This is a genomic window from Pseudomonas syringae KCTC 12500, from assembly GCF_000507185.2.
Lineage (GTDB): Bacteria > Pseudomonadota > Gammaproteobacteria > Pseudomonadales > Pseudomonadaceae > Aquipseudomonas > Aquipseudomonas syringae.
Map to the genome: position 1 here is coordinate 2,561,535 of NZ_AYTM02000002.1, position 26,516 is coordinate 2,588,050.

Here is a 26,516-nt window from a genome sequence, read left to right on the forward strand (position 1 = left end):
GCCGGTAAGACCCTTAAAGAAACGCGGCGCCTGGCGCCAAATGACTGAGAGATTAAGCGGCCAACCCATGCCGGGTTGGGCATGTGGTTTTAGAGGGCTGAGGCATGTCGAGAGTATGTCAAGTTACCGGTAAGGGTCCGGTGACTGGGAATAACATTTCCCACGCAAACAACAAAACCCGTCGTCGTTTCCTGCCAAACCTGCAGCATCACCGCTTCTGGGTTGAAGGCGAGAAGCGTTTTGTTCGTCTGCGCGTATCTGCTAAAGGCATGCGTATCATCGACAAGCGTGGCATTGAAGTTGTGCTCGCTGAACTGCGTCGCGACGGCAAAATTTAAGGGAGAAAATCATGCGTGAATTGATCCGTTTGGTGTCGAGCGCTGGTACAGGCCATTTCTACACCACCGACAAGAACAAACGTACTACCCCGGATAAAATCGAAATCAAAAAATTCGATCCGGTTGTACGCAAGCACGTGATCTACAAAGAAGGCAAAATCAAGTAATTGATTCTGTCGGCTACAAAAAAACCCGCTCTGGCGGGTTTTTTTGTGCCTGCGCTCCTGGTGCAGTATCCAGGCAGCCAAACGCCCGACGCGATGCGCCGGGCGTTTCAGGCATGGAAGCTGCTGTCGGGCGACGAAGGTACGGCCGCCTGATCAGCCGAAGCTGAAGCCGGATACTAGACCGGCTTTGTCGACATTGACGTGCAGACGGTTCGGGTTGAGGTCTTTGGTGGTGATGTCGCCAGGGCCGATGACCTTCTGAAGACCGGTGATTTCGCTGATGTAGGCTTTGACAGTAGGCACATAGCGGCTGCCTACAAGGTACTGAAGCGCTTGGGCGATAACTTCGTTAGTCATTTTCAAAATCCTTTTTTGAGTGAATGTCCTCACTGGACGCGCTCAGAATCCTCCAGAAAAACCGATGTGATGCGGTACTTATTTATCTGCAGCCGCTTCGAACACCACATAAATCTTGCGGCATGTTTCCAGCACCTCCCAGGTGCCCTTGAAGCCTGCCGGGATCACGAAACGGTCGCCTGCGCGCAGGGTTTTCGCGTGGCCCTGCTCGTCGCGCAGGACTGAAACACCCTGCACAATCTCGCAATACTCATGCTCTGAATAATTCACCTGCCACTGCCCGGGCTCGCCATTCCAGACACCCGCACTCATCTGTCCGCAGGGGCTGTTGTAGTGGTTGTAGAGGGTTTGTGCCGGGTCGCCCTTGAAGACCTTTTCCGGTGCAGGGCGATAGTGCTCGGCAGCGGTGCTGGCTTCACTGAAGTCGACGATGCTTTCGATGCTCATGATGGGCCCCTTGTCCTGAATACGTTGAAGGTTTGACGTGCGTGCAGTGCGTTAGTGCCTCGGCGCGCGTGCGCAGCTGTTTAATAAAATCAACATAAAAGCACCGTAGCGGCTATTTATGTCAAATATATTGGTTTTGTCGGGCCGCTGGTTTAGGGTAACGGCCTTCCTGAAAAATTTCAGATCGTGTCTTTAATCAACCACGACACACCCACATTCAACAAGAGGAGGACATGCAAATGACCACCCTGACTCGTGCTGACTGGGAGCAACGCGCCCAGAATTTGAAGATCGAAGGCCGTGCCTTCATTCAAGGTGAATACACCGCAGCCTCCTCCGGCGAGACGTTTGACTGCATCAGCCCGGTCGATGGCCGGATGCTTGCCAAGGTTGCCAGTTGCGACACCGCTGACGCGCAGCGCGCGGTCGACAGTGCACGCAGCGCCTTCAACTCCGGTGCCTGGTCGCGACTGGCTCCGGCCAAGCGCAAGGAAACGATGATCCGTTTCGCCGAGCTGCTCAAACACAATGCCGAAGAGCTGGCGCTGCTTGAGACGCTGGACATGGGCAAGCCGATTGGCGACTCGTTCGGTGTCGACATTCCCGGTGCCGCCAGAGCCCTGAGCTGGAGCGGCGAGGCCATCGATAAGCTGTATGACGAAGTCGCGGCAACGCCGCATGACCAACTGGGCCTGGTAACGCGCGAGCCGGTGGGTGTCGTGGCCGCCATCGTACCGTGGAATTTTCCGCTGATGATGGCCTGCTGGAAGCTGGGTCCTGCGCTGTCCACCGGCAACTCGGTCATCCTCAAGCCCTCGGAAAAATCTCCGCTGACGGCCATTCGTATCGCACAACTTGCCATTGAGGCTGGTATTCCTGCGGGCGTGCTCAACGTACTGCCTGGTTATGGCCACACCGTCGGCAAGGCACTTGCCCTGCATATGGATGTGGACACTGTGGTGTTCACCGGCTCGACCAAGATCGCCAAGCAACTGATGATCTATGCGGGCGAATCGAACATGAAGCGTGTCTGGCTGGAAGCCGGCGGCAAGAGCCCGAATATCGTCTTTGCCGACGCGCCTGATTTGCAGGCCGCCGCCAGCGCAGCCGCCAGCGCGATTGCCTTCAACCAGGGCGAAGTGTGTACCGCCGGTTCGCGCCTGCTGGTCGAGCGCTCCATCAAGGATCGCTTCCTGCCGATGGTCATCGAGGCGCTGAGCGCCTGGAAGCCCGGCAATCCGCTGGACCCTGCGACCACCGTGGGCGCGCTGGTTGATACTCAGCAGATGAACACCGTGTTGTCCTATATCGAAGCGGGCCACACCGATGGCGCCAAACTGGTTGCGGGCGGCAAGCGCATCCTGCAGGAAACCGGCGGCACCTATGTCGAGCCGACCATTTTCGATGGTGTGAACAATGCGATGAAAATCGCTCAGGAAGAAATCTTCGGCCCGGTGCTTTCGGTGCTGACGTTCGATACTGCCGAAGAAGCGATCCAGATCGCCAACGACACACAGTATGGCCTGGCGGCTGCCATATGGACCGCCAACATCTCCAAGGCACACCTGACCGCCAAGGCTTTGCGCGCAGGCAGCGTATGGGTCAACCAGTACGACGGCGGCGACATGACTGCACCGTTCGGCGGCTTCAAACAGTCGGGCAATGGTCGTGACAAGTCGCTGCATGCGTTCGACAAATACACCGAGCTGAAGTCGACCTGGATCAAGCTGTAGTCATTAGCCTATCGCTCCGAGGCTCTGCGCTTGGAGCATTGGTACGATGGGGTCTCAAGATTGATCATCGCGCCACACAGGATTTGTACAAGGCGCTAAGCGCGTAGCAGCAGCGCCGGGCAGGAGCGTGGAAATGCGTTGGGGGACTTATTTTGCTGTGCTGGCGTCCGTACTGGGTGTCGGTCTGGCAATGGGCGTCAGCATGCCGCTGGTTTCATTGCGGCTGGCAGGCTGGGGCTATGGCTCGTTTGCCATTGGCATCATGGCGGCGATGCCTGCGGTGGGCGTGCTGCTCGGCGCGGCGCTGGCCAGTCGTCTGGCGGCGCGCTTCGGCACGGCCAATCTCATGCGTCTGTGCCTGTGGGCCGGGGCGGTTTCGGTCGGCGCGCTGGCGCTGCTGCCGTATTACTGGATCTGGCTGGTCTTGCGCCTGACGCTTGGGGTGATTCTGACCATCGTCTTCGTGCTGGGTGAAAGCTGGATCAATCAGTTGGTCATCGAGCGCCTGCGCGGGCGTCTGGTGGCGCTGTATGGCAGCACCTACGCATTGAGCCAGCTGGCAGGTCCGCTGCTGCTGGGCGTGATCGGCACCCAGGGCGACTATGGTTTCTGGATTGGCGTAGCGCTGCTGGTCGGCTCACCGTTTCTGCTGCTGGGGCGTACCGGCGCGCCGTCGACCGAATCCTGCAATGTGACGTTTGCCGATCTGTCCGGCTTCTGTCGCGGCATGCCTGCCATCGCCTGGGCGGTCGCGCTGTTTGCTGCGTTCGAAGCGCTGATCCTCACCCTGTTGCCGCTTTATTGCATACGCCACGGCTTCACCCCGGAAATCGCCCTGATCATGGTCAGCGTTGTGGTGGTGGGTGATGCGCTGCTGCAACTGCCGATAGGCATGCTCGCCGACCGCATTTCACGTCGCGCGATGTTCACCGGCTGCGCCGCCTTGCTGCTGGCGTCCAGTCTGCTGGTGCCATTGCTGATCGACACTGTTCTGATCTGGCCGCTGTGGACCGTCTTCGGTGCCAGTGCCGGCGGGCTGTTTACCCTGTCGCTGATTCTGATCGGCGAACGCTATCGCGATGACTCGCTGGTCCGCGCCAACGCGCATGTTGCTCAACTGTGGGGCATCGGCTGTCTGCTCGGCCCGTTGATAGCCGGCGCGGGCAGCCAGTGGGTCAGCGGTGAGGCCTTGCCGCTGATGATGGCTGCAGGTGCCTTGGGCCTGTTGATACTGATCCGGCGACGCGGGGCGTTCGGGGATGCGCAGGCTGCGCCCGTTTAAAGCATTCTTTCCAGGCCGATGACGCGGCTCATCCATGCGTTGAAACGTCGCCACCAGTCGCCCGGTTCGGTATGCAGGGTGTGGATCTGGCCGTTGTCTTCGGTTACCCACACCACTTTGCCGTCCTCCAGCCGCGCTTCGTAGGTGAGCGACGGGGCCATGCCCTGCAAGGTCAGTTCGCGCAGTTGTTCGGCCAGTTGCGGGCTGTCGACCAATACGCCCACTTCGGTATTCCACAGCACAGAGCGCGGGTCGAAGTTGAATGAGCCGACAAAGACTTTCTGTCGATCGAAGATCATCGCCTTGCTGTGCAGGCTTGATTCGGAACTGACCAGAGAATGGCTTTTCTTGAACAGATGCGGACCGCTGCCGCGCATCGTCTCGGTATCGCCAGGCTGCCGGCGCAGCTCGAACAGCTTCACGCCATGCTCCAGCAGTGCCTTGCGGTACGGCGCATAGCCGCCATGCACGGCAGGCACGTCGGTGGCTTCCAGAGAGTTGGTCAGCAGGCTGACATTGACGCCGGCATCGGCCCGGCCGGTCAGGTACAGCAAGCCTTCCTGGCCGGGTACAAAGTAGGCCGAGATCAGCATCAGTTCCTTGTGAGTGTTCAGCAGTTCAGGCGCCAGTTGCGTGGTCAGCAGCAGGTGCGGATCAGGCTCGCCCTGCGCCAGTACCTTGGTCGGTGCGTCCCACAGCGCCTGGTTGTATGCCCAGACCAGTTCGTTGAGCCAGGTTTTCATGCGCGGCTGGGTCTTGTAGGCCATCAGTCGCTCGTACAGCGCCTTGTGCTGCAGGTGCGCCTGCTCCAGAGAATCATCCAGCTTGCGCCGGGCCTCGGCCAGATCCTCGCCGTCAGGCTGGAAATACATGAATTCACCGATAGGCTTGCTGAGCGTGCTGTTCCAGTACTGGTCGAAGCTGTGGCCGAGCTGCTCGGCCACCGGCCCCACGCTGAGCATGTCGATATCGGTGAAGTTCAGGTTCGGCTCGGCATCGAAGTATTCATCGCCCAGGTTGCGCCCGCCGACGATGGCCACACTGCTGTCGGCCAGCCATAGCTTGTTGTGCATGCGCCGGTGCTGGCGCGACAGGTTCATCAGGCGCCCGAGGCTGCGGGTGATGCCGGTTTCGCGCCCCAGGTTTTGCGGGTTGAACAGGCGAATCTGGATGTTCGGGTGAGCGGCGAGGGTGGCGATGGCCTGATCCAGACCGTCGCTGGTGGTGTCGTCCAGCAGGATGCGCACACGAACGCCACGGTCTGCCGCCTTGAGCAGCTCATCGATCAGGGCGCGTGTGCTCAGGCCGTCGTGGACGATGTAATACTGCAGATCAAGGCTGCTTTTGGCGTTGCGGATCAGTTCGGCGCGAGCCTTGAAAGCATCGCTGCTGTCGGGCAACAGGCGAAAGCCAGAGCGTCCCTCGTGCGGCATGGCCATGGCCTGGATCGAGCGGCCGAACGCGGAGCCTGAAGACGGCATGGCCTGGCTTGGCTCACTGGTGACCTGTTGATGCGCACAACCGCTGACGCACAACGCAACCAGCAAGCAAAAGGGCAAGGCCCATGAGTTATTCAAATTGATCTTCCGCGTCTGGACATGGCTCGACTTGGCGATATGACCCGCAAAACCGGGAAAGATTTGCCCGCATCAGTCAGTTTGCGCATTCAGTAGGGTAATTGTCTCGCCCACGATACGCACAGCATTCTCGATTTCGCGGTTGGGTTTGGCCGCGAAGTTCATGCGCATGCAGTTACGGTACTTGCCCGATGCCGAAAAGATACTCCCCACCGCGATCTGCACACCCTTGCCCAGCAAGGCGCGGTTCAGGCGCAGAGTGTCGAAACCTTCGGCCAGTTCCACCCACAGCATGAAGCCGCCTTGTGGCCGGCTGGCGCGGGTGCCCTCGGGGAAGTAGCGCATCACCCAGTCGATCATCTGGTCTCGGCTGCGCTGGTATTGGCTACGCATGCGTCGCACGTGAGGCTCGTAATGGCCGCCTTCGATGAAATCGGCGATGGCCAATTGTGGCTGCGGGGCGGTCGAGCCGGTGCCGATGTATTTCATGTGCAGCACCTGCTCCAGATAACGGCCCGGCGCTACCCAGCCGATCCGCAGCCCCGGTGCCAATGTCTTGGAGAACGAGCTGCACAGCAGGACGCGACCGTCCTCGTCGAAGGATTTGATGGTGCGCGGGCGAGGGTAGTTATAGGCCAGGTCGCCATACACATCATCCTCGATGATCGCCACGTCGAAGCGCTGCGCCAGGGTCAGCAGTGCCCGCTTGCGCGCTTCAGGCATGACATAGCCCAGCGGGTTGTTGCAGTTGGGCGTCAGTTGAATGACCTTGATCGGCCATTGCTCCAGCGCCAGTTCCAGTGCTTCGAGGCTGATGCCGGTCAACGGGTCGGTAGGGATTTCCATGGCTTTCATGCCCACGCCCTTGAGCGTCTGCATGGCGCCGAAAAAGCTCGGCGAGTCCACCGCCACGATGTCCCCCGGTGAGCAGATGGCCCGGACACTGGCTGACAGCGCTTCATGACAGCCATTGGTGACGATCAGGTCATTGGCGGTCAGGTTGCAGCCCGAGTCGAGCATCAGCCTGGCAATCTGCTCGCGCAGCCTGCGCACGCCATAGATGTTGTCGTAATACAGGCCCGGCATGTCCTGATGGCGACTCAGCTGACTCAGCGCGCGCATCAGCGGTTTCAGGGTCGGGCTGGTGACATCCGGCATGCCGCGCCCCAGTTGCGTGACGGCTTCAAGGGGTGCCACGCGAATCAGGTCCAGCACTTGATCCCATTGAGAGATATCCACAGGCCGCTGCACAGGCCTGCCGACCGCTGGCAGCGCAGGGGCTTTTCGGCTGGCCGAGACGAAATAGCCGGATTTGGGTTTCGGCGCGGCCAGGCCATTATCTTCCAGCACCCGATACGCCTGCTGCACGGTACTCAGGCTGACACCATGTTCGACGCTCAATGCACGTACCGAGGGCAGGCGGTCGCCGGGGCGATAGAAGCCGTTTTCAATGCGCGAGCCGAGCAGTTCGGCGAGGTTGACGTAAAGCGTCATGGCGTACTCTCAGGAAGTAGGCTGCGGTAAAGCAATACAGATTGGCCGGAAATATAGCATTCAGTAGCGTTTTTGAATCATCTGTATGGAAAATATAAAAGACTTTTGAATCTGTATTGGTTTTGCCGTTCGCTTCATCATGGACCCACAGCCACCCAGGATGAGGGAACAGGACATGAACGGGTTCAGCGATGTGCGCCTTACGCTTCACAGCCATGAATTGAATGAGTATCGGCCAGCGGCGGTCAGAACGGTCCGCTCGAACAAGGCCGATCTGTTGGCAGGCATGGGGCGCTGGGCACTGTATCGCCACCGCTGGTTGTCACGCCGTACCTTGCTGACACTGACCGACGATCAGTTGCGCGACATCGGCCTGGATTTCCGCCAGGCGCGGGTCGAGGCCATGAAGCCGTTCTGGAGGCCTTGAGCCTAGCGCAGCTCTTTGAGGCGGTGCCAGAGCATGCCCAATGCCAACAGCGGCGAGCGCAAGTGCTTGCCGCCGGGAAAGGTCATGTGCGGCACTTTGGCGAACAACTCGAAACCATCGCTGTGTTGCCCGGCGATGGCTTCGGCCAGCAGCCGCCCCGCCAGATGCGTGGCATTCAGACCGTGGCCCGAATAGGCCTGGGCATAAAACACGTTGGGGTGTTGCTTGAGCCGGCCTATCTGCGGCAGGCGATTGGCGCCTATGCCGATCATCCCGCCCCACTGGTAATCAATCTTCACGGCGGCCAGTTGCGGGAACACATCGAGCATCTTCGGTCGCATGTACGCGGCAATGTCCTGAGGGTCACGCCCCGAGTAATGGCAGGCACCGCCGAACAGCAAGCGGCGATCGGCAGACAGCCTGTAGTAATCCACCGTCACCCGCTGATCACAGACCGCCATGTCCTGCGGCAACACTTCACGGGCCTGCGCTTCGCTCAACGGCTCGGTGGCGATGATGTAGCTGCCGGCAGGCAATACCTTGCCGCTGATTTCCGGATTCAAGTCATTAAGGTAGGCGTTGCAACCCAGCACCAGGGTCTGCGCCTGCACCGAACCGGCAGCCGTGTGCACCCTGACCTGCGGGCCGTAGTCGATTTTCGTGACCGCTGAATGTTCGAACAGCCGTACGCCGAGCGACTGCGCCACAGCCGCTTCGCCCAAGGCCAGGTTCAACGGATGCAAATGCCCCGAGCCCATGTCGATCAGGCCGCCGACATAGCGCGAGGAGCCCACCACGCTGTGCATCTCTTCGGGCTTCAGCAACTGCAGTGCATGGCGATAGCCCAGGCTGCGCAACGCTTCTGCGTCCTCGGCAAGGCTGTGCAAGTCGCGCGGTTTGTTGGCCAGATCGCAATAACCCCACTTCAGGTCGCAATCGATAGCATGCCGTTCGATGCGCTGCCGCACGATCTCGACGGCCTCGATGCCCAGCAGCTTGAGCTGCCGCACGCCTTCGCTGCCGATGACATTGGCGAACTGTTCGACACCATGACCGACCCCGCGAATCAGCTGGCCGCCATTGCGTCCGCTGGCCCCCCAACCGATCTTGCGCGCTTCGAGCAGCGCAACGCTGAACCCGCGCTCGGCCAGTTCGATGGCGGTATTGAGGCCCGAGAATCCACCGCCTACCACGCACACATCCACCTTCACCTCACCTTGCAGCGCAGGATGATCCGCTTGCGCATGACTGCTGGCGGCGTAATAGGAGGCAACGTGCTGATCGTGACGTGGCGGGTGCTGAACGCGGGCGTTCATGAGCGTGTCCTGTTGGCGGCGGATGGCGTGTCGGGAGGATAAGCCGCTGTCATGAGCCTGCCAACTGGGGCAAACTCTCGGCATTGTGTAGGAATGGTCGATTCAATGAGCTGCAACCGTCAGAAAATAGCGGATCTGCGTCGCCAGATCCCCTCGTTCGAATGTGTGCCTGGCTGCCACGACTGCTGTGGCCCGGTGACCACGTCGCCCGAAGAGATGTCGCGGCTGCCGCGCAAGACGGCCGCCGAACAGGACGCCGCGCTGGATGAACTCAATTGCGTACACCTTGGCCCGCAAGGCTGCACAGTGTATGACGAACGCCCACTGATCTGCCGCCTGTTCGGTACCACCGCAAGCCTGCCCTGCCCGAATGGCCGTCGCCCGGTCGAGTTGATCCATCCACGGGTCGAAAAGCAGATTCATGAGTATATGGCCTCGACCCGGCAAGTCCTGGTATAGCGAGCAATCAGTCGGGAATCGGCAGACTCAGGCTCTCTTTGACTTCCTCCATAACGATGTAGCTCTTGGACTCACGTACGTGCGGCAGTTTGAGCAGGATATCGCCCAGCAGTTTGCGGTAGGACGCCATTTCGGAAATCCGCGCCTTGACCAGATAGTCAAAGTCGCCTGACACCAGATGGCACTCCAGCACATGAGGAAGCTTCAGCACGGCACGGCGAAATTCTTCGAAGGTGTCGCCAGACTTGTAGTCCAGGCTGATCTCCACGAATACCAGCAGGCTGGCCTTGAGGCTTTGCGGGTTCAGTCGGGCGGTGTAGCCCATGATGATCCCCTCGCGTTCAAGCCTGCGCACCCGTTCCGTACAGGGCGTGGTAGACAGGCCGACCCGTTCGCCAAGCTCGGTGAACGAGATGCGCCCGTCGGCCTGCAGGATGCGCAGAATGTTGCGATCTATCTTGTCCAGTTCACGATTTGACTGGTGTTGAGTGCGCACGGGTTATTTCCCCTCTAGCAAAGCGTTTATCGCCGCGAATAAACACTAAATATAGACTTTTATACAGTGAGAAGCACTGCCAGTTGCTCAATATACTGCGCACATCCTTGCTTAAAACTTCGAATTATCAGCGGATATCCGCGATGAGGTCATCGACATGCGCGTTCTGGTCCTGGGTAGTGGCGTCATCGGTACAACCAGTGCTTATTATCTGGCGCGTGCCGGTTTCCAGGTGACCGTCGTTGACCGTCAGCCGGCTGCTGCCATGGAGACCAGTTTTGCCAATGCCGGCCAGGTTTCTCCGGGCTATGCCTCGCCATGGGCTGCGCCGGGTGTTCCCCTCAAAGCGCTCAAATGGCTGCTGCAGCGTCACGCGCCTTTGGCGATCAAGGCAACAGCGGATATCGATCAGTACCTGTGGATGGCTCAAATGCTGCGCAACTGCACGGCCAGCCGCTATGCCATCAATAAAGAGCGCATGGTACGCCTGTCCGAATACAGCCGCGATTGCCTGGATGAACTGCGCCTCGAGACCGGCATTGCCTACGAAGGGCGCAGCCTGGGCACCACACAGTTGTTCCGTACCCAGGCCCAGTTGGATAACGCTGCCAAGGACATCGCCGTGCTCGAGCAGTCCGGTGTGCCCTATGAACTGCTGGACCGCGAAGGCATTGCCCGGGTCGAGCCCGCATTGGCCGGCGTGACCGGCATCCTCAGTGGCGCGTTGCGCCTGCCCAACGACCAGACGGGTGACTGTCAGCTGTTCACCACGCGCCTGGCGGAAATGGCCGTCGCGCTGGGAGTCGAGTTCCGCTACGGGCAAAACATCGAACGCCTCGATCACGCAGGCGACAGCATCAATGGCGTTTGGATCGACGGCAAGCTCGAGACCGCTGATCGTTACGTGCTGGCGCTGGGCAGTTACTCGCCGCAGTTGCTCAAGCCGCTGGGCATCAAGGCGCCGGTCTATCCGCTGAAAGGCTACTCGCTGACCGTGCCGATCACCAACCCGGACATGGCGCCGACTTCGACCATTCTCGATGAAACCTATAAAGTCGCGATCACCCGTTTCGACAACCGGATCCGCGTCGGCGGCATGGCGGAAATCGCCGGTTTTGACCTGTCGCTCAATCCGCGTCGACGCGAAACACTGGAGATGATCGTCGGTGACCTCTATCCTCAGGGCGGCGACCTGACCCAGGCCGATTTCTGGACCGGGTTGCGTCCGACCACGCCCGACGGCACACCGATTGTGGGTGCGACACCGTTCCGTAACCTGTTCCTCAATATCGGCCATGGTACTCTGGGCTGGACGATGGCGTGTGGTTCCGGTCGTTTGCTGGCAGACCTCATCGCCCGCAAGACACCCCGTATCAGTGCTGAAGGCCTTGATATCTCTCGTTACGGCAACACTCAGGAGAATGCACAGCATGTCCATCCAGCGCCAGCTCACCAATGAGCGCATGAGTCAGGTCGTTGTCCACAATGGCACCGTCTATCTGTCGGGTCAGGTCGGCAATGACATGACTGCGGGCGTCGAGCAGCAGACCCGAGAGGTTCTGAACAGCATCGAGCGCCTGCTCGACCTGGCCGGCACCGACAAGACGCGTATCCTGTCGGTCACCATTTACCTGAAAGACATCGACGCCGACTTCGCAGGCATGAACAGCGTCTGGGACAAATGGCTGCCCAAGGGTTTCGCGCCTGCACGCGCAACGGTCGAGGCCAAGCTGTGCGAGCCGGAAATCCTCGTTGAACTGTCGGTGGTTGCCGCGCTGCCTTGAGCCCTTTTTGCCCGGCGCGTCCCCGCGTCGGGTTGATCTTCCCCTTCCATCCTTTCAGGCAAGTAAACGTCATCATGCGTCCAGCCCGCGCCTTTATCGATCTTCAGGCACTGCGTCACAACTACCAATTGGCCCGTGAAAACAGCGGCGGCAAAGCGCTCGCCGTCGTCAAGGCCGATGCCTACGGTCACGGCGCGGTGCGCGTCGCGCAGGCACTGCAAGCGCAGGCCGACGGTTTTGCAGTGGCTTGCATTGAGGAAGCACTAGAGCTGCGTGCGGCAGGTATCCGTGTGCCCGTCCTGCTGCTCGAAGGTTTTTTCGAGGCCGACGAGCTGGCGCTGATTGTCGAGCATGACCTGTGGACCGTTGTACATGCGACCTGGCAACTGGAAGCTATCGAGCAGGCGCGCCTGGGCAAGCCGATAACGGTATGGCTCAAGCTCGACACCGGCATGCACCGGGTCGGCCTGCATCCTCACGAGTACCAGGCGGGTTATCAGCGTCTGCTGGCAACCGGCAAAGTGGCCAGAATCGTGCTGATGAGCCATTTCTCCCGCGCCGATGAGCTGAACAGCGGCTGCAGTGATGAGCAGCTCGCGGTATTCGAGACCTTTCGCAAGGGGCTGGCAGCGGAAACCAGCCTGAAAAACTCCCCGGCGGTGCTGGGCTGGCCACAGATCCCCAGCGACTGGTCGCGCCCGGGCATCATGCTCTACGGTGCCACGCCGTTTGATCAGGCGCACCCGCTGGCGGATCGCCTGCAACCGGTGATGACCCTGGAATCGAAGATCATCAGCGTGCGTGAACTGCCCGTTGGTGAACCCGTGGGCTATGGCGCGACATTTGTCTGTGACCGGCCGTCGCGTATCGGGGTAGTGGCGATGGGCTACGCCGACGGCTATCCGCGTCACGCGCCCACCGGCACGCCCGTGCAGATCGACGGCCAGCCATCCAGGCTGCTCGGACGCGTGTCCATGGACATGCTCTGCGTCGACCTCACCGATGTGCCGCAGGCCGGGCTCGGCAGCCGTGTCGAGCTATGGGGCAAGCAGGTGCTCGCCAGTGAAGTCGCCCAGCGCGCAGAAACCATCCCCTACGAAATCTTCTGCAATCTGCGTCGCGTTCCGCGCATCTATTCCGAAGACTGATTCAGTTCCCTGTGCCCCAGGCCGCAGTGGGTCAGGTGTCTGTCGAAGTGTTGTAAATATCGAACGCTGTTGCCATGATGGCGTTCAGACCGACTAGACCTGACAAAACCTGGGGGAATATCGCATTGGACGTGGGTGAACGACTGCAATCGATTCGCAAGCTCAAAGGCTTGTCCCAGCGTGAACTCGCCAAGCGCGCCGGTGTGACCAACAGCACCATCTCCATGATCGAAAAAAACAGCGTCAGCCCCTCGATCAGTTCGCTGCGCAAGGTGCTCGGCGGCATCCCCATGTCCATGGTCGAATTTTTTTCGGAAGAATCCGTGCCCGAAAACGCCGCTCAAGTGGTGTACAAGGCCAGCGAGCTGATTGATATATCGGACGGTGCCGTGACCATGAAGCTGGTCGGCAAATCGCATCAGGGCCGTGCCATTGCCTTTCTCACCGAGACCTACCCACCGGGTGCCGATACCGGCGAAGAAATGCTCGTTCACGAAGGTGAAGAGACCGGCATCCTCGTCGAGGGGCGGCTGGAGCTGGTGGTCGGGCTGGATACCTACGTGCTCGAAGCAGGTGACAGCTATTATTTCGAAAGCACCCGGCCGCATCGCTTTCGTAACCCGTTCGATGTCCCGGCACGATTGATCAGTGCGGCCACCCCGGCCAATTTCTGACCCGTCCCCTTACGATGAGTGACGCGTGAAACTGACCTGGAAGATTCTGAGCAGCGCAGGCGTTCTGACGTTGTGGGCGTTTAATGTGCAAGCCGCCGATAGCGCCCGAGCCCCTGACGACATCATCGCGGCGCATTGCGTCGCCTGTCACAGCGTCGGCCTGCTCAACGCGCCGAATATCGGTGACACGGCGGCCTGGGAACAGCGCGCCCAGCAAAAAGGCGGTCTTGATGGACTGCTGGCCAGCACTATCAAAGGCCTCGGCATCATGCCCCCGAAAGGCACCTGCGGCGATTGCACAAACGACGAACTGAAGAGCGCCATCCAGAGCATGTCCGGGCTGAAGTGAGGTGCACACTCGTTCCCACGCCTGAGCGCCCGGCGCTGTGCATACATTTTGTGGGAGCGAGCCGGGCGACGCTTCGCTTGCTCGCGAAGATGATGTTTAGATCGATGCATTTTTGGCGATAGTACACGCCCTTTTCGCGAACAAGTTCGCTCCTACGCCCTTTGGGCAGAAGCCTGGAAGCCTTTTGTTCCGGGCGTTCCAGGGATTGTGTATAACGATGATGCTCTGCGTGACGAGCATGCAGCACTTTGACGTTGTCGCCGGTCCAACCTGCACCCAATAACAATTCAGGAGAGCTGGGATGCCGTATTCCTGTTCCATCGAGCATGCCGTCGATCACGTTCTTGCGCAGTTACCCGAGCATATCCACCTCGGCATGCCGCTGGGGCTGGGCAAGCCCAACCGGTTCGTCAACGCGTTGTACCAGCGTATCAGCGAGTTGCCCGAACGACGGCTGACGATCTACACCGCGCTGACGCTCGGGCGGCCGACGCCGGGGGAGGGTTTGCAGGCGCGGTTTCTCGAACCGTTTCTGGAGCGCGTCTTCGCTGACTATCCGGAGCTCGATTTCCTCGCTGCACTGCGCCGCGACAAACTCCCTGCCAATATCCGTGTGCAGCAATTCTTCATGCAGCCGGGCAGTTTGCTCAATAGCCAGTCAGCCCAGCAAGACTACGTCAGCAGCAATTACAGCCACGCCGCCCGCGACATCAACGCCAACGGCCTGAATCTGGTCGCGCAACTGGTGGCCCGTGACGAGCAGCGCCCAGGCACGTTGAGCCTGAGCTGCAACCCTGACGTGACCCTCGACCTGTTGCCCATGATCGCCAAGCGCCGGGCCGCCGGGGAGACCATTCTGATGCTCGGCCAGGTGCACGCCGACCTGCCTTACATGCCGGGCGACTCGGAGCTGGATGTCGACGCCTTCGATGTGCTGATCGACGAAGACGAGCGCAGTACTCTGTTTTCCACCCCCAATATGCCGGTGGGCTATCAGGACCACCTGATCGGCCTGCACGCCAGCACGCTGGTACGTGACGGCGGCACGTTACAGATCGGCATTGGCTCGATGGGCGATGCACTGACCGGCGCATTGCTGGCCCGCCAGGCCGATAACGAAACCTGGCGCGGCCTGCTGGCCGAGTTGAACATGAGTAACTGGCAGACCCTGATAGATCGGGAAGGCGGCGTTCAGCCGTTCGCCAGCGGCCTTTACGGTTGCAGCGAAATGTTCGTCAACGGCCTGCTGGTACTCGCCGATGCCGGCATCGTGCGGCGCAAGGTGTATGCCGATGCAGAGCTGCAACGGCTGGCCAACATGGGCACGCTGGATGAGGATGCCCATCCTGGTGGCGTGGTCGTGCACGGCGGCTTTTTCCTCGGTCCGCAGAGTTTCTACGCGCGGCTGCGCGAGTTGCCCGCCGAGCGGCTGGCGCAGTTCAACATGACCGCCATCAGCTACATCAACGAGCTTTACGGCCAGGAAGAACTCAAGCGCCTGCAACGCCGCGATGCGCGCTTCATCAACAGTGCGTTTACCGTCACCCTGATGGGCGCGGCAGTGGCTGATCAGCTGGAAGACGGCCGGGTGCTCAGTGGCGTGGGCGGTCAGTACAACTTCGTGGCGCAGGCCCATGCACTGGAAGGCGCCCGTTCGATCCTGATGCTGCGCAGCTGGCGTGAGTCGGGCGGCGAGGTTAGCTCCAACATCGTCTGGCAGTACGGCCACACCACCATCCCCCGACACTTGCGCGACATTGTCGTGACCGAATACGGCATCGCCGATCTGCGCGGGCAGACCGACGCGACGGTGATCGAGCGAATTCTGAATATCACTGACTCGCGTTTTCAATCGGGCCTGATCGAGCAGGCGCAAAAGGCTGGCAAGCTGCCCAAGGACTTCCGTCTCGATCCGCGCTTCACCGACAACACGCCCGAGCGCCTCAAGGACACTGCATCACGCTACCCGTCACTGTTTACCGAGTACCCGTTGGGTTGCGACTTTACCGCCGAGGAGCGCGACCTGCTCAGAGCCTTGAACTGGCTGAAGAGCAAGCTCAAGCTCACTGAAATCCTCGAACTGGGCAAAGCGACCCTCGACGCTCCGGACCCCGAAGCCTTCCTCGCGCACTTGCAACGCATGCAGCTCGACGCTCCGCAGGGCTTGCGCGAAGAGTTGTATCAGCGGCTGTTGCTGGCCGGATTGCAGAACAGCACCGGGCTTGCCGGCTAATAGGCGGGCACTGATCGTTGCCGCTGGCGACGATCGGTGCCCGGCGCTTGGCGCCTAGGTCGTCGCCTTGCGGGTCGCACGCCCCACCGGGCCGACGCGCTCTTCGATGGCGTGCTGCAGATCCTTGCGCTGGCCCATCAGGAACGCCAGCTCCGCGACCACAAACAACGGGCCGATGATCAGCCCGGTCAGGTCATCGATGAAGGCCGGTTTGCGCCCCTCGTAGTAATGGCCGACGAACTGGATGATCCAGCCAATCACAAAGAGCCCGACGCCCGCACTCAGCCAGACCATGGTTGCCTGCTGCGCAAGGTTGGCCCCGGCCCAGAGACACAGCGCCAGTAAGACCGCCATGACGATGCCCAAGGCGCGGTCGAGTCGCAGGTAAAAAATCGTCGAACCCAAGGCCAGCAGCGCCGCCGGTGAAAGCCACAATCCGCTTATATGCCAGCCCGGTCGCGAGAGAAGCACCGCCACGGCCAGCACGATCAGTGGAATACCCACGAAGTGCGTCACGATATTGCGTGAATCACGGTGATAAGCCGCGTATTGGCTGAGATGATCGACAAGGTTTTTCATTATTATTCCCGCCTGAGACGATGGCCGGCTTGAGCCTGATTTCTTGTACAACATGCATGGCTGAAAGAGAAGGGAGCAAAAATGACAAATGGAGTGTCGTGGCGGTCACGATTGCTATCCGATTACTGGTTTTCCCATCTGCCTGCCAATCTGCAGGATAGCCTGCTGGACGCTGCCCGCCAGCGACGCAAGACGCCCGGCCAGCGGCTGTTCGACAAGGGCGATCTGCCGTGCGGTGTTTATGTGCTGCTGGAGGGCAGCGTGCGGATCGGCGGCACCCACGAGCAGCGGCTGCTGACGCACGTGGAATCGACGAGCGCGCCGTGCTGGTTTGGCGAAGTCTCGCTGTTTGACGGGCTGCCGCGCCGTTTCGAAGTCTGTTCGCTGGAACAGAGCATTTTCCTGCACATCCCCCAGCCATTCCTGGCCCGGCTGCTCGACAGGCACCCCGAGTACTGGCGCTGGTTTGCCGCGCTGCTCAGCCAGAAGGTCGGCTTGCCACTGCCGAACCCCGAGAAAATGCGTCGCCTGCCGCCGCGGGCGCGAGTTGCCTGGCGCCTGTTGCTGCTCAGCGAGGGGTATGGCCCGTTGAGCCAGGTACGACGCCTGATTGCGCTGGATGATATTCAGGCGGCGGAGCGTCTCGCGCTTGCCTCGCCGGCCTTGCTGGAAGTGCTCCAGGACCTGCATGAGCGCAGGATCGTGCGCCTGGCAGAGGGGCACTTGGAAGTGTTCGATGTGGACAAGCTGCGCAGGGTGGCGAACTTTTCCAGAGCCAGGGCTGTTTGCTGATCACCGGTCATGATCGAGCCTGGACACATCCGGTAACGGCTCCGCTGTCGCTTCGATTGAGATAGCAAATGGGATTCACTACCATTTCGCCTCCTTTGCGAACGCGAGATACCCCGATGCAGGCAAGCAAGCGTCTTCTGGCTGCTCTGACACTGACTTTACTGGGCAGCACCGCTCAGGCTGCCGATGAAGTGGTGGTGTATTCGTCCCGGATCGACGAGTTGATCAAGCCGGTATTCGATGCGTACACGGCCAGTACCGGGGTGAAGATCAAATTCATCACCGACAAGGAAGCGCCGCTGATGCAGCGCATCAAGGCCGAGGGCCAGAATGCCACCGCCGACCTGTTGCTGACGGTCGATGCGGGCAACCTCTGGCAGGCCGAGCAGATGGGTATCCTGCAGCCGTTCACCTCGCCGGTGATCGAAGCCAACATTCCGCCGCAGTATCGCTCGTCGACCCACGGCTGGACCGGTCTGAGCCTTCGCGCGCGCACCATCGCCTACTCCACCGACCGGGTGAAGCCTGCCGAGCTGAGCACCTACGAGGCGCTGGCCGACAAGAACTGGGAAGGCCGCTTGTGCCTGCGTACCGCGAAGAAGGTCTACAACCAGTCGCTGACCGCTACGCTGATCGAAACCCACGGCGCCGAAGCGTCGGAGAAAATCCTCAAGGGCTGGGTCAACAACCTGTCCACCGACGTGTTCTCCGATGACATCGCGGTGCTTGAGGCGATCAATGCCGGGCAATGCGACGTGGGCATCGTCAATTCCTATTACTACGGTCGCCTGCATAAGGAAAAACCCGACCTGGCGGTGAAGCTGTTCTGGCCGAACCAGGCTGATCGCGGTGTGCACGTCAACCTGTCGGGTATCGGTCTGACCAAGTACGCCCCGCACCCCGAAGCGGCCAAGGCGCTGGTGGAGTGGATGACCGGCCCCGAGGCGCAGAAGATTTTCTCCAGCGTCAATCAGGAGTTCCCGGCCAATCCGAAGGTGGCGCCTTCAGAAGAAGTGGCGAGCTGGGGGCAGTTCAAGGCCGACACCCTCCCGGTCGAAGTGGCAGGCAAGCGTCAGGCAGAAGCGATACGCATGATGGATCGCGCGGGCTGGAATTGATTTAATACCCAAGTGCCTTATCGCTTCACGCTTCAGTGCTCAGCGTTAGCTCAGGTACTGAATAGCCTGGGACACGGGGCTTTCAGGCTTCTGCCCGCAGGGCGTAGGAGCGGACTTGTCCGCGAAGCCGTCAGTTCAGATAGTGCATTTTCTGAGAATGTACCGGCTTTTTCGCGGACAAGTCCGCTCCTACGGCTTTCAGCCAGAATCAGAAGCAGGCCTGTGCACCCCTCTTGACCCCCCTCATTTCGAGAACCTCCTTGGCCCATCCTGTGCAACGCCGCTGGTACCCCCTGGTTTTTGCCATCGCTGCGCTGGTCGTGCTGCCGCTGAGCGTTCTGCTGCTGTCGTGGGAGACGGTTGACCAGCAGATATGGTCGCACCTGCTCGAAACCCAGATGGCGCGTCTGCTGGGCAATACGCTGATCCTGGTGCTGGGTGTCGGCGTGGGCGTGACACTGCTGGGGGTGAGCCTGGCGTGGCTCACCAGCCTGTGTGAATTCCCCGGTCGCCGCTGGCTGGACTGGGCGCTGATGCTGCCTTTCGCGATCCCCGCCTATGTGCTGGCGTTCGTGTTCGTCGGGCTGCTGGATTTTTCCGGCCCGGTGCAGACCCTGATGCGCGAATGGTTCGGCTCCGGTCTGCGTCTGCCTCGGGTGCGTTCCACCGGTGGGGTGATCATCGTCCTGGTGTTGGTTTTCTACCCCTACGTCTACCTGTTGGCGCGCACGGCGTTTCTGGCGCAGGGCAAGGGCCTGATGGAGGCTGCGCGAGCGCTGGGCAATACGCCCTTGCAGGCATTCTGGCGCGTGGCGCTACCAATGGCGCGTCCGGCCATCGGCGCGGGGGTGGCGCTGGCGCTGATGGAGACCCTGGCCGACTTTGGCGCGGTGTCGGTGTTCAACTTTGACACGTTCACCACAGCCATCTACAAGACCTGGTACGGCTTCTTCAGCCTGTCCAGCGCCGCGCAACTGGCCAGCCTGCTGCTGTTGGCCGTGCTGGTGCTGCTGTACGGCGAACGCCGCGCTCGGGGTGCAAGCCGACCGGCCAACGAGCGTCCGCGTGGCGCTGCGCTTTACCGGTTACGCGGCATCAAGGCATTGGCCGCAAGCCTCTGGTGTGGGCTGGTGTTTCTCTGTGCTTTCGTGGTGCCGATGCTGCAATTGATCGTCTGGGTCTGGCAGCGTGGCCGCTTCGATCTGGATGAGCGCTACACCGGGCTGATTCTGCACACGCTCTATCTGGGCGGCATGGCGGCGTTGATCACCGTCAGTGTGGCGCTGATTCTGGCGTTTGCCCGACGTATGGCGCCCACGCCTGCGATCCGCTCCGGCGTCAGCCTCGCCAACCTGGGCTACGCATTGCCAGGCTCGGTACTGGCGGTTTCAATCATGCTGGCGTTCAGTTACCTGGACCGCGAACTGGTCATTCCGCTGTCCGGCTGGCTGGGCGGCGCAGGCAAGCCTTTGCTGCTCGGTAGCCTCTCGGCCTTGCTGCTGGCGTATCTGGTGCGCTTCATCGCCGTCGCCTTCGGTCCGCTGGAACACAGCCTGTCGCGTATCCGCCCGTCATTGCCTGAAGCCGCGCGCAGCCTGGGGGTCAGCGGGCCAAAGTTGTTTCTCAACGTGTATCTGCCGTTGCTGGTGCCAGGGGCGCTGAGCGCGGCGCTGCTGGTGTTCGTCGATGTGCTCAAGGAAATGCCGGCAACCCTGCTCATGCGCCCGTTTGGCTGGGATACGCTGGCGGTACGCATCTTCGAAATGACCAGCGAGGGCGAGTGGGCCCGGGCTGCGTTGCCAGCTTTGTCGCTGGTGCTTGTAGGATTATTACCTGTCATTGGGCTGATTCGTCGCTCTGCCCGTCAGATTGGCTAGGTGCGGGGGCCTCACCTTGCGGCTACAATGCGCCGCAATTGGTGCGGTCTGTCAGATAATTCGGTCAGCTGTTACGTGCTGCAAACTCCGGTTTATTGGGGGGCTTGCCGATCTCGTCTGCCCGCACCTTCGCCACGCCCGGAAGGAGAAACCCATGGGACAGCGTACCCCCCTGTTCGACCTGCACCTCGCCCTTGGCGCGAAAATGGTCGATTTTGGTGGCTGGGACATGCCGTTGCATTATGGATCGCAGGTCGAGGAACACCATCAGGTGCGTCGCGACTGTGGGGTCTTCGATGTCTCTCACATGAACGTGATCGATGTGCTCGGCCGTCAGGCCCGGGTCTGGCTGCGTCGTCTGCTGGCCAATGATGTAGACAAGCTCAAAACCCCCGGTCGTGCCTTGTACAGCGCCATGCTGGACGAGAGCGGCGGGGTGATCGATGACATGATCGTCTACCTCACGCCCGAAGGTTATCGGCTGGTCGTCAATGCGGCGACCGGCGTCAAGGATCTTGCCTGGATGCAGTCGCAGCTGGGCGACTTCGACGTGCAATTGGTCGAGCGCAGTGAAATGGCGATGCTCGCCATTCAAGGCCCCAAGGCCAGAACCCGTATTGCCGAGCTGGTTTCAAGCGCTCGCGCCGAACTGATTCACCAGCTCAAGCCGTTCGAAGGGCTTGATGACGGTGACTGGTTTATCGCGCGCACCGGCTATACCGGTGAGGACGGCCTGGAGATCATGCTGCCTGCCGAAGAGGCCCAAAGCTTTTTCAATGAATTGGTCGGCGCGGGTATTTCCCCGATCGGCCTGGGCGCTCGCGACACGCTGCGCCTCGAGGCCGGCATGAACCTGTATGGCCAGGACATCGGTGAACATGTTTCGCCCTTGGCCTCGAATATGGCCTGGAGCATCGCCTGGGAGCCTGCCGACCGTGATTTTATCGGTCGCAAGGCGCTGGAGAGCGAACGTGCTGAAGGAACCGCCTTCAAACTCGTCGGATTGGTGCTCGAAGAGCGCGGCGTTTTACGGGCGCATCAGGTGGTACGTGTCGCAGAAATTGGCGAAGGAGAGATCACCAGTGGTAGTTTCTCTCCTACGTTGAGCAAATCCATTGCACTGGCTCGCGTTCCGATGGCGACCGCTGACCGGGCCGAGGTGGAAATCCGCGGCAAATGGTACCCGGTGCGGGTGGTGCAGCCTGCGTTCGTGCGCCATGGCAAAACCTTGATCTAACCTAATGGCGGGTTTTCCGCTGACCCGATGTTGAGGATGACTAAATGAGCAATATTCCCGCCGAGCTGCGTTTCGCCAAAAGTCATGAATGGGCACGTCTGGAGTCAGACGGCACCGTGACTGTCGGCATCTCGGACCATGCACAGGAAGCACTGGGCGATGTGGTCTTCGTCGAACTGCCGGAAATCGGCACAGCGTTCGCTGCCGGTGACATCGCCGGTGTTGTCGAGTCGGTCAAGGCCGCTTCGGATATCTACTCGCCGGTTGCGGGCGAGGTTATCGAGATCAATGAAAAACTGAGCGGTTCGCCCGAGTTGCTCAACAGCGAGCCGTACAGCGCTTGGATCTTCAAGCTCAAGCCAAGCGACGCCAATGGCGATCTGGCCGAGCTGCTGGATGCCGATGGATACAAGAGCGCCATCGGCGAATAATCAATGCACGAGAATGCTGTTGATGGGGGGTAAGGTGGTTCACTTAAGTAGAACCACCTCACGGCCTTCTGGGATGGATTAACAGAATGTTAAAGCCTGGGAAAGGTTTTCGAGAGCATTCGAAGGCGTCAAAGACTCGGCCATCAAAGTAGATTGATGGCCGAGCAGCTTAGGCTTTACCCACGCCCCAGACATCTGTTCGTGCGTAATCAACGCCCTTTTTAATGGCGTGTAATACAAACTTATCACTCTCGGAACCGGTGGTTATATAGGCCCACCATATTGACGGTTCGCCTGAAAAGGGGATGTTTTTCGAGTAAACGCCGATATTTGTTTGCGTATCAGCTTGTTGTATGCGAAAGGGTGTTGAGGGAGCATATTGGTCAATGGTTATGGTTCTCCAGGTGCCATTTTCGTCGGGTTGATATAACCAAAAAAGGTGGGGGCGATCATAGTTTCTACTGGCGTATATATATCCATTATTTGAGTCGGCAAGAAGCCCTCCTTGACAATTGCCGTCTCTCATCCAGATTCGGTAGGCACCCCGTCCGCTGTCATAGCGAAAATAAAGCTCAACCGAGGTGGCCGCTTTAGCGTTAGCGCACAAATACTCCCCAGGTACAATCTCAGAGCCAGTGGAGATCCTCTCATAATGAAGTGGGGATACGTTACCTGCCTTCTGTGTTGAAGCAAGAGAACAAAAATCAATATTTATTAAAATACTGCTTCCGTCGTTCTTCTTGTCGTTGTAGGCCAACTTCGCGGTGAAGGGTTTTTCGACATCCGTATTCATGTAATTCTCCTTGAAATTATTTGTCAGTCTTTTTATTTTGTCAGGCGGATGAGAGGTTATCTACTGATAGTATTGACATTTTTTATATAGTTTTGGAGCTTTAAGAGTAGTGCGTTATAGTCGAATTCTGAGTTTTAAATACGCTTGAAAGGTTGCTGTTTTATATGAGTTTTGGGCGCGTTCTCAATGAGATTTCAGCCGCCAAGGCCTGAGCACCTTTATGAATAACAGTCTTGTAGAGGATGTCGCTCGTGCGGTGTGTCTCTCCAATGGGGCAACCGTTGGCCGACCTCGTATACCGCTGACGAGCTACATTGGTTCGTGCTATGCATGGCCTTGTTTAGTAATGGATTTGCAAGGCGCCCACACGGCTGAACATCTCTGATGAGGGTTTAGCACGTCGCCATTTTTAGACACGGACCGAGCAGCCAATTTCGTCGACAGGACGATATTTTGCTAAATGCAGAGACGGGAGGGGTGTTAATGAATCACCGTCCAGGCCTTAAAGGCCAAGGACGGTGAATATTTCTATAATAAGCCGCGATGCTGCTTCGCTTGAGCGAGCGGTATCAGGCTCATCAAGCAGCATTTTTTATTTATGACGCTTACTGGTTTTCAGCGACCAGATTCTTATCCAGGATCGCATTGGCCAGTTCCATGTCGGTGGCTTTCAGGCCTGGATTGTCTTTGCGTACCTGCTCGATGGCCGCTTCCAGGAACGGACCGCGGATGCCACCGTCGCTGGCGACGAAGCTGCCTGCGTCGTCCTGGGCGGCAACGATCAGTTTGTGATCCTTGAAGGTCAGGTAAGTCGAGCCGGTGGTTGCACCGGAAGACAGCACATTACGCCAGAAGGTGTCAGCCATCGCTGAACCCATTGGGATGGAAAGCAAGGCTACGGTGGCGACAGCGAACTTGAGACGCATGATGAATTACTCCAGCTGTGGTTGTTCTGAGGGGTTGGATAGCCAAAGCCCCGAACTAGTTCAATCAAGGTGTACCGTATAGTTCACTTTAGCTGGCTCGCCATGCTGCGCGGGCTTCTGGACAACGCTTTCAACCTTGATCAGCGTTGTTCGCTTTGCGGTGTTACCCGCAGCACTTCCTCAAGTGTAGTCAGGCCCGCCGAGACTTTCTGCGCGCCGGACAGACGCAGGCTGCGCGTCCCTTCCTTGAAGGCCTGACGACGCATGGCGGTCAGGTCCAGGTCCGCTGAGATCAATGCCTTGATGTTGTCGGACATGACCATGATCTCGTAGACACCCGCCCGACCCCGGTAGCCGGTATCGCGACACTCCACGCAGCCGACCGCCTGATGCGCGCCGGGTGGCACCGGTGCCTGCCAGGGGCGCGTCAGGGTTTGCCAGTCGGTCTCGTTGAGGTTAATGGGCGCCTTGCAGTGTGGGCAAAGGGTGCGCACCAGACGCTGGGCCATGACGCCGAGGATGGTCGCCTTGAGCAGGTAGTGCGGCACACCCAGTTCGAGCATCCGGCTGATGGCGCTGGGCGCATCGTTGGTGTGCAGCGTCGACAGCACCAGGTGACCGGTAAGCGCCGCCTGAATCGCCATTTCGGCCGTCTCCAGGTCGCGAATCTCGCCGATCATGATGATATCCGGGTCCTGTCGCATCAGTGCGCGCACGCCGGCGGCAAAGCTCAGGTCGATGTTGTGTTGAACCTGCATCTGGTTGAAGGCCGGTTCGACCATCTCGATGGGGTCTTCGATGGTGCACAGGTTGACCTCGGAGGTCGCCAGTTTCTTGAGGGTGGTGTACAGCGTGGTGGTCTTGCCCGAACCGGTCGGGCCGGTGACCAGAATGATGCCGTTGGGCTGGCGGGTCATTTCCTGCCAGCGCCGCAGGTCGTCACTGGAAAAGCCCAACTGGTCGAAGTCCTTGAGCAATACCTCGGGGTCGAAGATCCGCATGACCATTTTTTCGCCAAACGCGGTCGGCAGGGTCGACAGGCGCAACTCCACTTCGCGATTCTCCGGCGTGGTGGTCTTGACCCGCCCGTCCTGTGGTTTGCGTTTTTCGGCGACGTTCATCCGGCCCAGGCTTTTCAGGCGGCTGACAATCGCCATGATCACCTGCGCCGGAAACTGGTAAACGTTGTGCAGCACCCCGTCGATGCGAAAGCGCACGGTGCCCTGTTCGCGGCGCGGCTCGATGTGAATATCACTGGCGCGTTGCTGGAAGGCGTACTGGAACAGCCAGTCGACGATATTGACGATGTGCGCGTCGTTGGCGTCAGGCTCCTGATCGCTGGCACCGAGCTTGAGCAACTGTTCGAAGTTGCCCATGTTGCTCATTTTTTGCTCAGAGGCGCTGGCACCGCTGACCGACTTGGCCAGCCTGAAAAACTCCATCGCCATGCGCTGGATGTCTGCCGGGTTGGCGACCACACGTTTGATCTGCAGCTTGAGCACGTGCGCCAGGTCGGCTTCCCATGAGCGCACATAAGGCTGCGCGCTGGCGATGGTCACCGATTCGCGATCGACCGCCACGGCCAGAATCTTGTGGCGCTGGGCAAAGGCGTAGGACATCAGTGGCGTGACCGCCGCGACGTTGATCTTCAGCGGGTCGATACGCATGTAAGGCTGGCCACAGGTTTTGGCCAGCCAGGCGGTCAGGGTTTCCACGTCCAGCTTCTTGCCCGGTCGCTTGAGGTCGTCAAACTGCAGCGAAGCGAGAAACTCGAGGGGATGCAGCTGGATGTTCACCGCACTGCGACGTTGGGTGAGTGCCGTTTCCGCGTCGTCCTGGCCGAGATAGCCTTCGGCAACCAGATCACGCAGCACATCATTCAGATCAAGCCAGCGATCCTGTGAAGAGGGGGCCAGGGCTGCCATGTGCGCTCCTTGAGGCAATTCGTCATTGGACGATGAACAAGAGTAGACGCCAAGCGTGACAGCGTTATTGGTTCTATGCGACCGGGAATTGCCGAAGCAGGCGAATTGATTCAGCCCGTCGCCAGGGCGACACGGGATTGCGCAGTATTCCGGACGTCGACCTGCTCGACTTCCACTGAGCAGACGTCGATCAGGTTGCGCATTTTTTCGCCAATCACCTGTGCTCGATGCCAGCTCAATCTGCAAACCTGAAGGTCGATGAGCAGCAGGCTCTCTTGTTGCACAGCACTCAATTGGTCGGGAATCAGATACTGCATGGCAAACAGGTTCAACACCTGACAGAGCAAGGCAGGCTCGGCTTCGGCGCAGATACGGTAGCGTGCGCAGCACTGTGCATTGCTGGACGACCAGCTATCTGGACGCTGGGAAGGGGGGGTGACGGCTTCGAGATTGGGCATGCTGATACTCCACAAGGATGCTGGAAATCTTTGCATGCGCGAAAAGAAATTTCTGGTCCATCATTGGGTGGATTAGTCTTTATAAGACTTGTTAATGCG

28 protein-coding genes are annotated in these 26,516 nt (G+C 59.6%); 17 read left to right on the forward strand and 11 right to left on the reverse strand.

Going from position 1 to position 26,516, the window contains the following annotated elements; translation table 11 throughout:
• The first annotated feature begins 104 nt into the window (after positions 1-104).
• On the forward strand, positions 105-338 hold the full coding sequence (gene rpmB / locus V476_RS11765; RefSeq protein ID WP_002551514.1) for a 50S ribosomal protein L28: 234 nt from the start codon (positions 105-107) through the stop codon (positions 336-338).
• Between the two features lie 11 nt (positions 339-349).
• Positions 350-505, forward strand: coding sequence for a 50S ribosomal protein L33 (rpmG, locus tag V476_RS11770; RefSeq protein WP_002551515.1), 156 nt, complete (start codon positions 350-352; stop codon positions 503-505).
• A gap of 153 nt (positions 506-658) precedes the next feature.
• Here the strand turns inward: rpmG and V476_RS11775 are convergent, their stop codons facing one another.
• Together V476_RS11775 and V476_RS11780 are read right to left on the reverse strand one after the other, a co-directional pair.
• Positions 659-862 (reverse strand): I78 family peptidase inhibitor, encoded by a 204-nt coding sequence (locus tag V476_RS11775; RefSeq protein WP_010413359.1) that lies wholly within the window; start codon positions 860-862, stop codon positions 659-661.
• Between the two features lie 78 nt (positions 863-940).
• Positions 941-1,309, reverse strand: coding sequence for a cupin domain-containing protein (locus tag V476_RS11780; RefSeq protein WP_003403970.1), 369 nt, complete (start codon positions 1,307-1,309; stop codon positions 941-943).
• A gap of 239 nt (positions 1,310-1,548) precedes the next feature.
• Here V476_RS11780 and V476_RS11785 point away from each other — a divergent pair, with 239 nt between their 5' ends.
• Together V476_RS11785 and V476_RS11790 are read left to right on the forward strand one after the other, a co-directional pair.
• Positions 1,549-3,042, forward strand: a complete 1,494-nt coding sequence (locus tag V476_RS11785; protein WP_024959763.1) for an aldehyde dehydrogenase — start codon at positions 1,549-1,551, stop codon at positions 3,040-3,042.
• Between the two features lie 133 nt (positions 3,043-3,175).
• On the forward strand, positions 3,176-4,324 hold the full coding sequence (locus V476_RS11790; RefSeq protein WP_004408942.1) for an MFS transporter: 1,149 nt from the start codon (positions 3,176-3,178) through the stop codon (positions 4,322-4,324).
• Here V476_RS11790 and V476_RS11795 read toward each other — a convergent pair.
• Entirely contained in the window at positions 4,321-5,901 is a 1,581-nt protein-coding gene (locus tag V476_RS11795; protein WP_024959764.1) for a phospholipase D family protein, read from the reverse strand. The two genes, V476_RS11790 and V476_RS11795, sit on opposite strands and share 4 nt — an antisense overlap.
• 72 nt (positions 5,902-5,973) lie before the next feature.
• Complete coding sequence (locus tag V476_RS11800) at positions 5,974-7,395, reverse strand: aminotransferase-like domain-containing protein (RefSeq protein WP_016566903.1); 1,422 nt, start codon at positions 7,393-7,395, stop codon at positions 5,974-5,976.
• Positions 7,396-7,570: 175 nt separating this feature from the next.
• Here V476_RS11800 and V476_RS11805 point away from each other — a divergent pair, with 175 nt between their 5' ends.
• Positions 7,571-7,822, forward strand: a complete 252-nt coding sequence (locus V476_RS11805) for a DUF1127 domain-containing protein (protein ID WP_024959765.1) — start codon at positions 7,571-7,573, stop codon at positions 7,820-7,822.
• A 2-nt stretch (positions 7,823-7,824) separates the two neighbouring features.
• On the opposite strand, the gene V476_RS11810 is transcribed toward V476_RS11805, so the two are convergent.
• Positions 7,825-9,138 carry an NAD(P)/FAD-dependent oxidoreductase gene (locus V476_RS11810; RefSeq protein WP_024959766.1) on the reverse strand — a complete coding sequence of 438 codons (1,314 nt, stop codon included), beginning with the start codon at positions 9,136-9,138 and terminating at the stop codon, positions 7,825-7,827.
• Between the two features lie 105 nt (positions 9,139-9,243).
• On the opposite strand from V476_RS11810, the gene V476_RS11815 reads away from it, so the two are divergent.
• A complete protein-coding gene (locus V476_RS11815; protein WP_003314010.1) occupies positions 9,244-9,597 on the forward strand; it encodes a YkgJ family cysteine cluster protein in 354 nt (117 codons plus the stop codon).
• Positions 9,598-9,604: 7 nt separating this feature from the next.
• On the opposite strand, the gene dadR is transcribed toward V476_RS11815, so the two are convergent.
• Positions 9,605-10,093 (reverse strand): transcriptional regulator DadR, encoded by a 489-nt coding sequence (gene dadR / locus V476_RS11820; protein WP_003425946.1) that lies wholly within the window; start codon positions 10,091-10,093, stop codon positions 9,605-9,607.
• A gap of 157 nt (positions 10,094-10,250) precedes the next feature.
• Between dadR and dadA the strand changes: the two genes are divergently transcribed.
• From dadA to V476_RS11850, 6 genes are all read left to right on the forward strand, one after another.
• On the forward strand, positions 10,251-11,552 hold the full coding sequence (dadA, locus tag V476_RS11825; protein WP_024959767.1) for a D-amino acid dehydrogenase: 1,302 nt from the start codon (positions 10,251-10,253) through the stop codon (positions 11,550-11,552).
• A complete protein-coding gene (locus V476_RS11830; RefSeq protein WP_003392569.1) occupies positions 11,524-11,877 on the forward strand; it encodes a RidA family protein in 354 nt (117 codons plus the stop codon). The genes dadA and V476_RS11830 overlap by 29 nt, the downstream gene beginning before the upstream one ends.
• 74 nt (positions 11,878-11,951) lie before the next feature.
• Complete coding sequence (gene alr / locus V476_RS11835) at positions 11,952-13,025, forward strand: alanine racemase (protein ID WP_024959768.1); 1,074 nt, start codon at positions 11,952-11,954, stop codon at positions 13,023-13,025.
• 125 nt (positions 13,026-13,150) lie between these two features.
• The gene (locus V476_RS11840) at positions 13,151-13,699 is read left to right on the forward strand and encodes a cupin domain-containing protein (RefSeq protein WP_003314015.1); all 549 of its coding nucleotides are present in this window, start codon (positions 13,151-13,153) and stop codon (positions 13,697-13,699) included.
• A gap of 25 nt (positions 13,700-13,724) precedes the next feature.
• Positions 13,725-14,048, forward strand: coding sequence for a c-type cytochrome (locus tag V476_RS11845; RefSeq protein ID WP_024959769.1), 324 nt, complete (start codon positions 13,725-13,727; stop codon positions 14,046-14,048).
• Between the two features lie 301 nt (positions 14,049-14,349).
• Positions 14,350-16,281, forward strand: a complete 1,932-nt coding sequence (locus V476_RS11850; protein ID WP_024638966.1) for an acetyl-CoA hydrolase/transferase C-terminal domain-containing protein — start codon at positions 14,350-14,352, stop codon at positions 16,279-16,281.
• Positions 16,282-16,335: 54 nt separating this feature from the next.
• Here V476_RS11850 and V476_RS11855 read toward each other — a convergent pair whose 3' ends face one another.
• Positions 16,336-16,860 carry an Mpo1 family 2-hydroxy fatty acid dioxygenase gene (locus tag V476_RS11855; protein ID WP_024959770.1) on the reverse strand — a complete coding sequence of 175 codons (525 nt, stop codon included), beginning with the start codon at positions 16,858-16,860 and terminating at the stop codon, positions 16,336-16,338.
• Between the two features lie 81 nt (positions 16,861-16,941).
• Here V476_RS11855 and V476_RS11860 point away from each other — a divergent pair, with 81 nt between their 5' ends.
• The 5 genes from V476_RS11860 to gcvH all read left to right on the forward strand — a co-directional run bounded on the left by V476_RS11860 (position 16,942) and on the right by gcvH (position 22,315).
• Positions 16,942-17,652, forward strand: a complete 711-nt coding sequence (locus V476_RS11860) for a Crp/Fnr family transcriptional regulator (protein ID WP_024959771.1) — start codon at positions 16,942-16,944, stop codon at positions 17,650-17,652.
• Positions 17,653-17,768: 116 nt separating this feature from the next.
• A complete protein-coding gene (locus V476_RS11865) occupies positions 17,769-18,770 on the forward strand; it encodes an extracellular solute-binding protein (RefSeq protein WP_003392555.1) in 1,002 nt (333 codons plus the stop codon).
• A 260-nt stretch (positions 18,771-19,030) separates the two neighbouring features.
• Positions 19,031-20,647, forward strand: coding sequence for an ABC transporter permease (locus V476_RS11870; RefSeq protein WP_024959772.1), 1,617 nt, complete (start codon positions 19,031-19,033; stop codon positions 20,645-20,647).
• 154 nt (positions 20,648-20,801) lie between these two features.
• Positions 20,802-21,884, forward strand: a complete 1,083-nt coding sequence (gene gcvT, locus V476_RS11875; protein WP_024959773.1) for a glycine cleavage system aminomethyltransferase GcvT — start codon at positions 20,802-20,804, stop codon at positions 21,882-21,884.
• 44 nt (positions 21,885-21,928) lie between these two features.
• Complete coding sequence (gene gcvH, locus V476_RS11880) at positions 21,929-22,315, forward strand: glycine cleavage system protein GcvH (RefSeq protein ID WP_024959774.1); 387 nt, start codon at positions 21,929-21,931, stop codon at positions 22,313-22,315.
• A 169-nt stretch (positions 22,316-22,484) separates the two neighbouring features.
• Here gcvH and V476_RS11885 read toward each other — a convergent pair whose 3' ends face one another.
• From V476_RS11885 to V476_RS11900, 4 genes are all read right to left on the reverse strand, one after another.
• The gene (locus V476_RS11885) at positions 22,485-23,108 is read right to left on the reverse strand and encodes a hypothetical protein (RefSeq protein ID WP_024959775.1); all 624 of its coding nucleotides are present in this window, start codon (positions 23,106-23,108) and stop codon (positions 22,485-22,487) included.
• 605 nt (positions 23,109-23,713) lie between these two features.
• On the reverse strand, positions 23,714-24,034 hold the full coding sequence (locus tag V476_RS11890; RefSeq protein WP_002551535.1) for a DUF2388 domain-containing protein: 321 nt from the start codon (positions 24,032-24,034) through the stop codon (positions 23,714-23,716).
• A 140-nt stretch (positions 24,035-24,174) separates the two neighbouring features.
• Entirely contained in the window at positions 24,175-25,959 is a 1,785-nt protein-coding gene (tfpB, locus tag V476_RS11895; RefSeq protein WP_003347463.1) for a type IV pilus assembly ATPase TfpB, read from the reverse strand.
• A gap of 110 nt (positions 25,960-26,069) precedes the next feature.
• Positions 26,070-26,417, reverse strand: coding sequence for a hypothetical protein (locus V476_RS11900; protein WP_016566914.1), 348 nt, complete (start codon positions 26,415-26,417; stop codon positions 26,070-26,072).
• Positions 26,418-26,516: the final 99 nt, after the last annotated feature.

Bases quoted from the DNA above. Each gene is read 5' to 3' on its own strand.
- rpmB (WP_002551514.1), top strand. From the start codon at position 105: ATGTCGAGAGTATGTCAAGTTACCGGTAAGGGTCCGGTGACTGGGAAT.
- rpmG (WP_002551515.1), top strand. From the start codon at position 350: ATGCGTGAATTGATCCGTTTGGTGTCGAGCGCTGGTACAGGCCATTTC.
- V476_RS11775 (WP_010413359.1), bottom strand. From the start codon at position 862: ATGACTAACGAAGTTATCGCCCAAGCGCTTCAGTACCTTGTAGGCAGC.
- V476_RS11780 (WP_003403970.1), bottom strand. From the start codon at position 1,309: ATGAGCATCGAAAGCATCGTCGACTTCAGTGAAGCCAGCACCGCTGCC.
- V476_RS11785 (WP_024959763.1), top strand. From the start codon at position 1,549: ATGACCACCCTGACTCGTGCTGACTGGGAGCAACGCGCCCAGAATTTG.
- V476_RS11790 (WP_004408942.1), top strand. From the start codon at position 3,176: ATGCGTTGGGGGACTTATTTTGCTGTGCTGGCGTCCGTACTGGGTGTC.
- V476_RS11800 (WP_016566903.1), bottom strand. From the start codon at position 7,395: ATGACGCTTTACGTCAACCTCGCCGAACTGCTCGGCTCGCGCATTGAA.
- V476_RS11805 (WP_024959765.1), top strand. From the start codon at position 7,571: ATGAACGGGTTCAGCGATGTGCGCCTTACGCTTCACAGCCATGAATTG.
- V476_RS11810 (WP_024959766.1), bottom strand. From the start codon at position 9,138: ATGAACGCCCGCGTTCAGCACCCGCCACGTCACGATCAGCACGTTGCC.
- V476_RS11815 (WP_003314010.1), top strand. From the start codon at position 9,244: ATGAGCTGCAACCGTCAGAAAATAGCGGATCTGCGTCGCCAGATCCCC.
- dadA (WP_024959767.1), top strand. From the start codon at position 10,251: ATGCGCGTTCTGGTCCTGGGTAGTGGCGTCATCGGTACAACCAGTGCT.
- V476_RS11830 (WP_003392569.1), top strand. From the start codon at position 11,524: ATGTCCATCCAGCGCCAGCTCACCAATGAGCGCATGAGTCAGGTCGTT.
- alr (WP_024959768.1), top strand. From the start codon at position 11,952: ATGCGTCCAGCCCGCGCCTTTATCGATCTTCAGGCACTGCGTCACAAC.
- V476_RS11850 (WP_024638966.1), top strand. From the start codon at position 14,350: ATGCCGTATTCCTGTTCCATCGAGCATGCCGTCGATCACGTTCTTGCG.
- V476_RS11855 (WP_024959770.1), bottom strand. From the start codon at position 16,860: ATGAAAAACCTTGTCGATCATCTCAGCCAATACGCGGCTTATCACCGT.
- V476_RS11860 (WP_024959771.1), top strand. From the start codon at position 16,942: ATGACAAATGGAGTGTCGTGGCGGTCACGATTGCTATCCGATTACTGG.
- V476_RS11865 (WP_003392555.1), top strand. From the start codon at position 17,769: ATGCAGGCAAGCAAGCGTCTTCTGGCTGCTCTGACACTGACTTTACTG.
- gcvT (WP_024959773.1), top strand. From the start codon at position 20,802: ATGGGACAGCGTACCCCCCTGTTCGACCTGCACCTCGCCCTTGGCGCG.
- gcvH (WP_024959774.1), top strand. From the start codon at position 21,929: ATGAGCAATATTCCCGCCGAGCTGCGTTTCGCCAAAAGTCATGAATGG.
- V476_RS11885 (WP_024959775.1), bottom strand. From the start codon at position 23,108: ATGAATACGGATGTCGAAAAACCCTTCACCGCGAAGTTGGCCTACAAC.
- V476_RS11890 (WP_002551535.1), bottom strand. From the start codon at position 24,034: ATGCGTCTCAAGTTCGCTGTCGCCACCGTAGCCTTGCTTTCCATCCCA.
- tfpB (WP_003347463.1), bottom strand. From the start codon at position 25,959: ATGGCAGCCCTGGCCCCCTCTTCACAGGATCGCTGGCTTGATCTGAAT.
- V476_RS11900 (WP_016566914.1), bottom strand. From the start codon at position 26,417: ATGCCCAATCTCGAAGCCGTCACCCCCCCTTCCCAGCGTCCAGATAGC.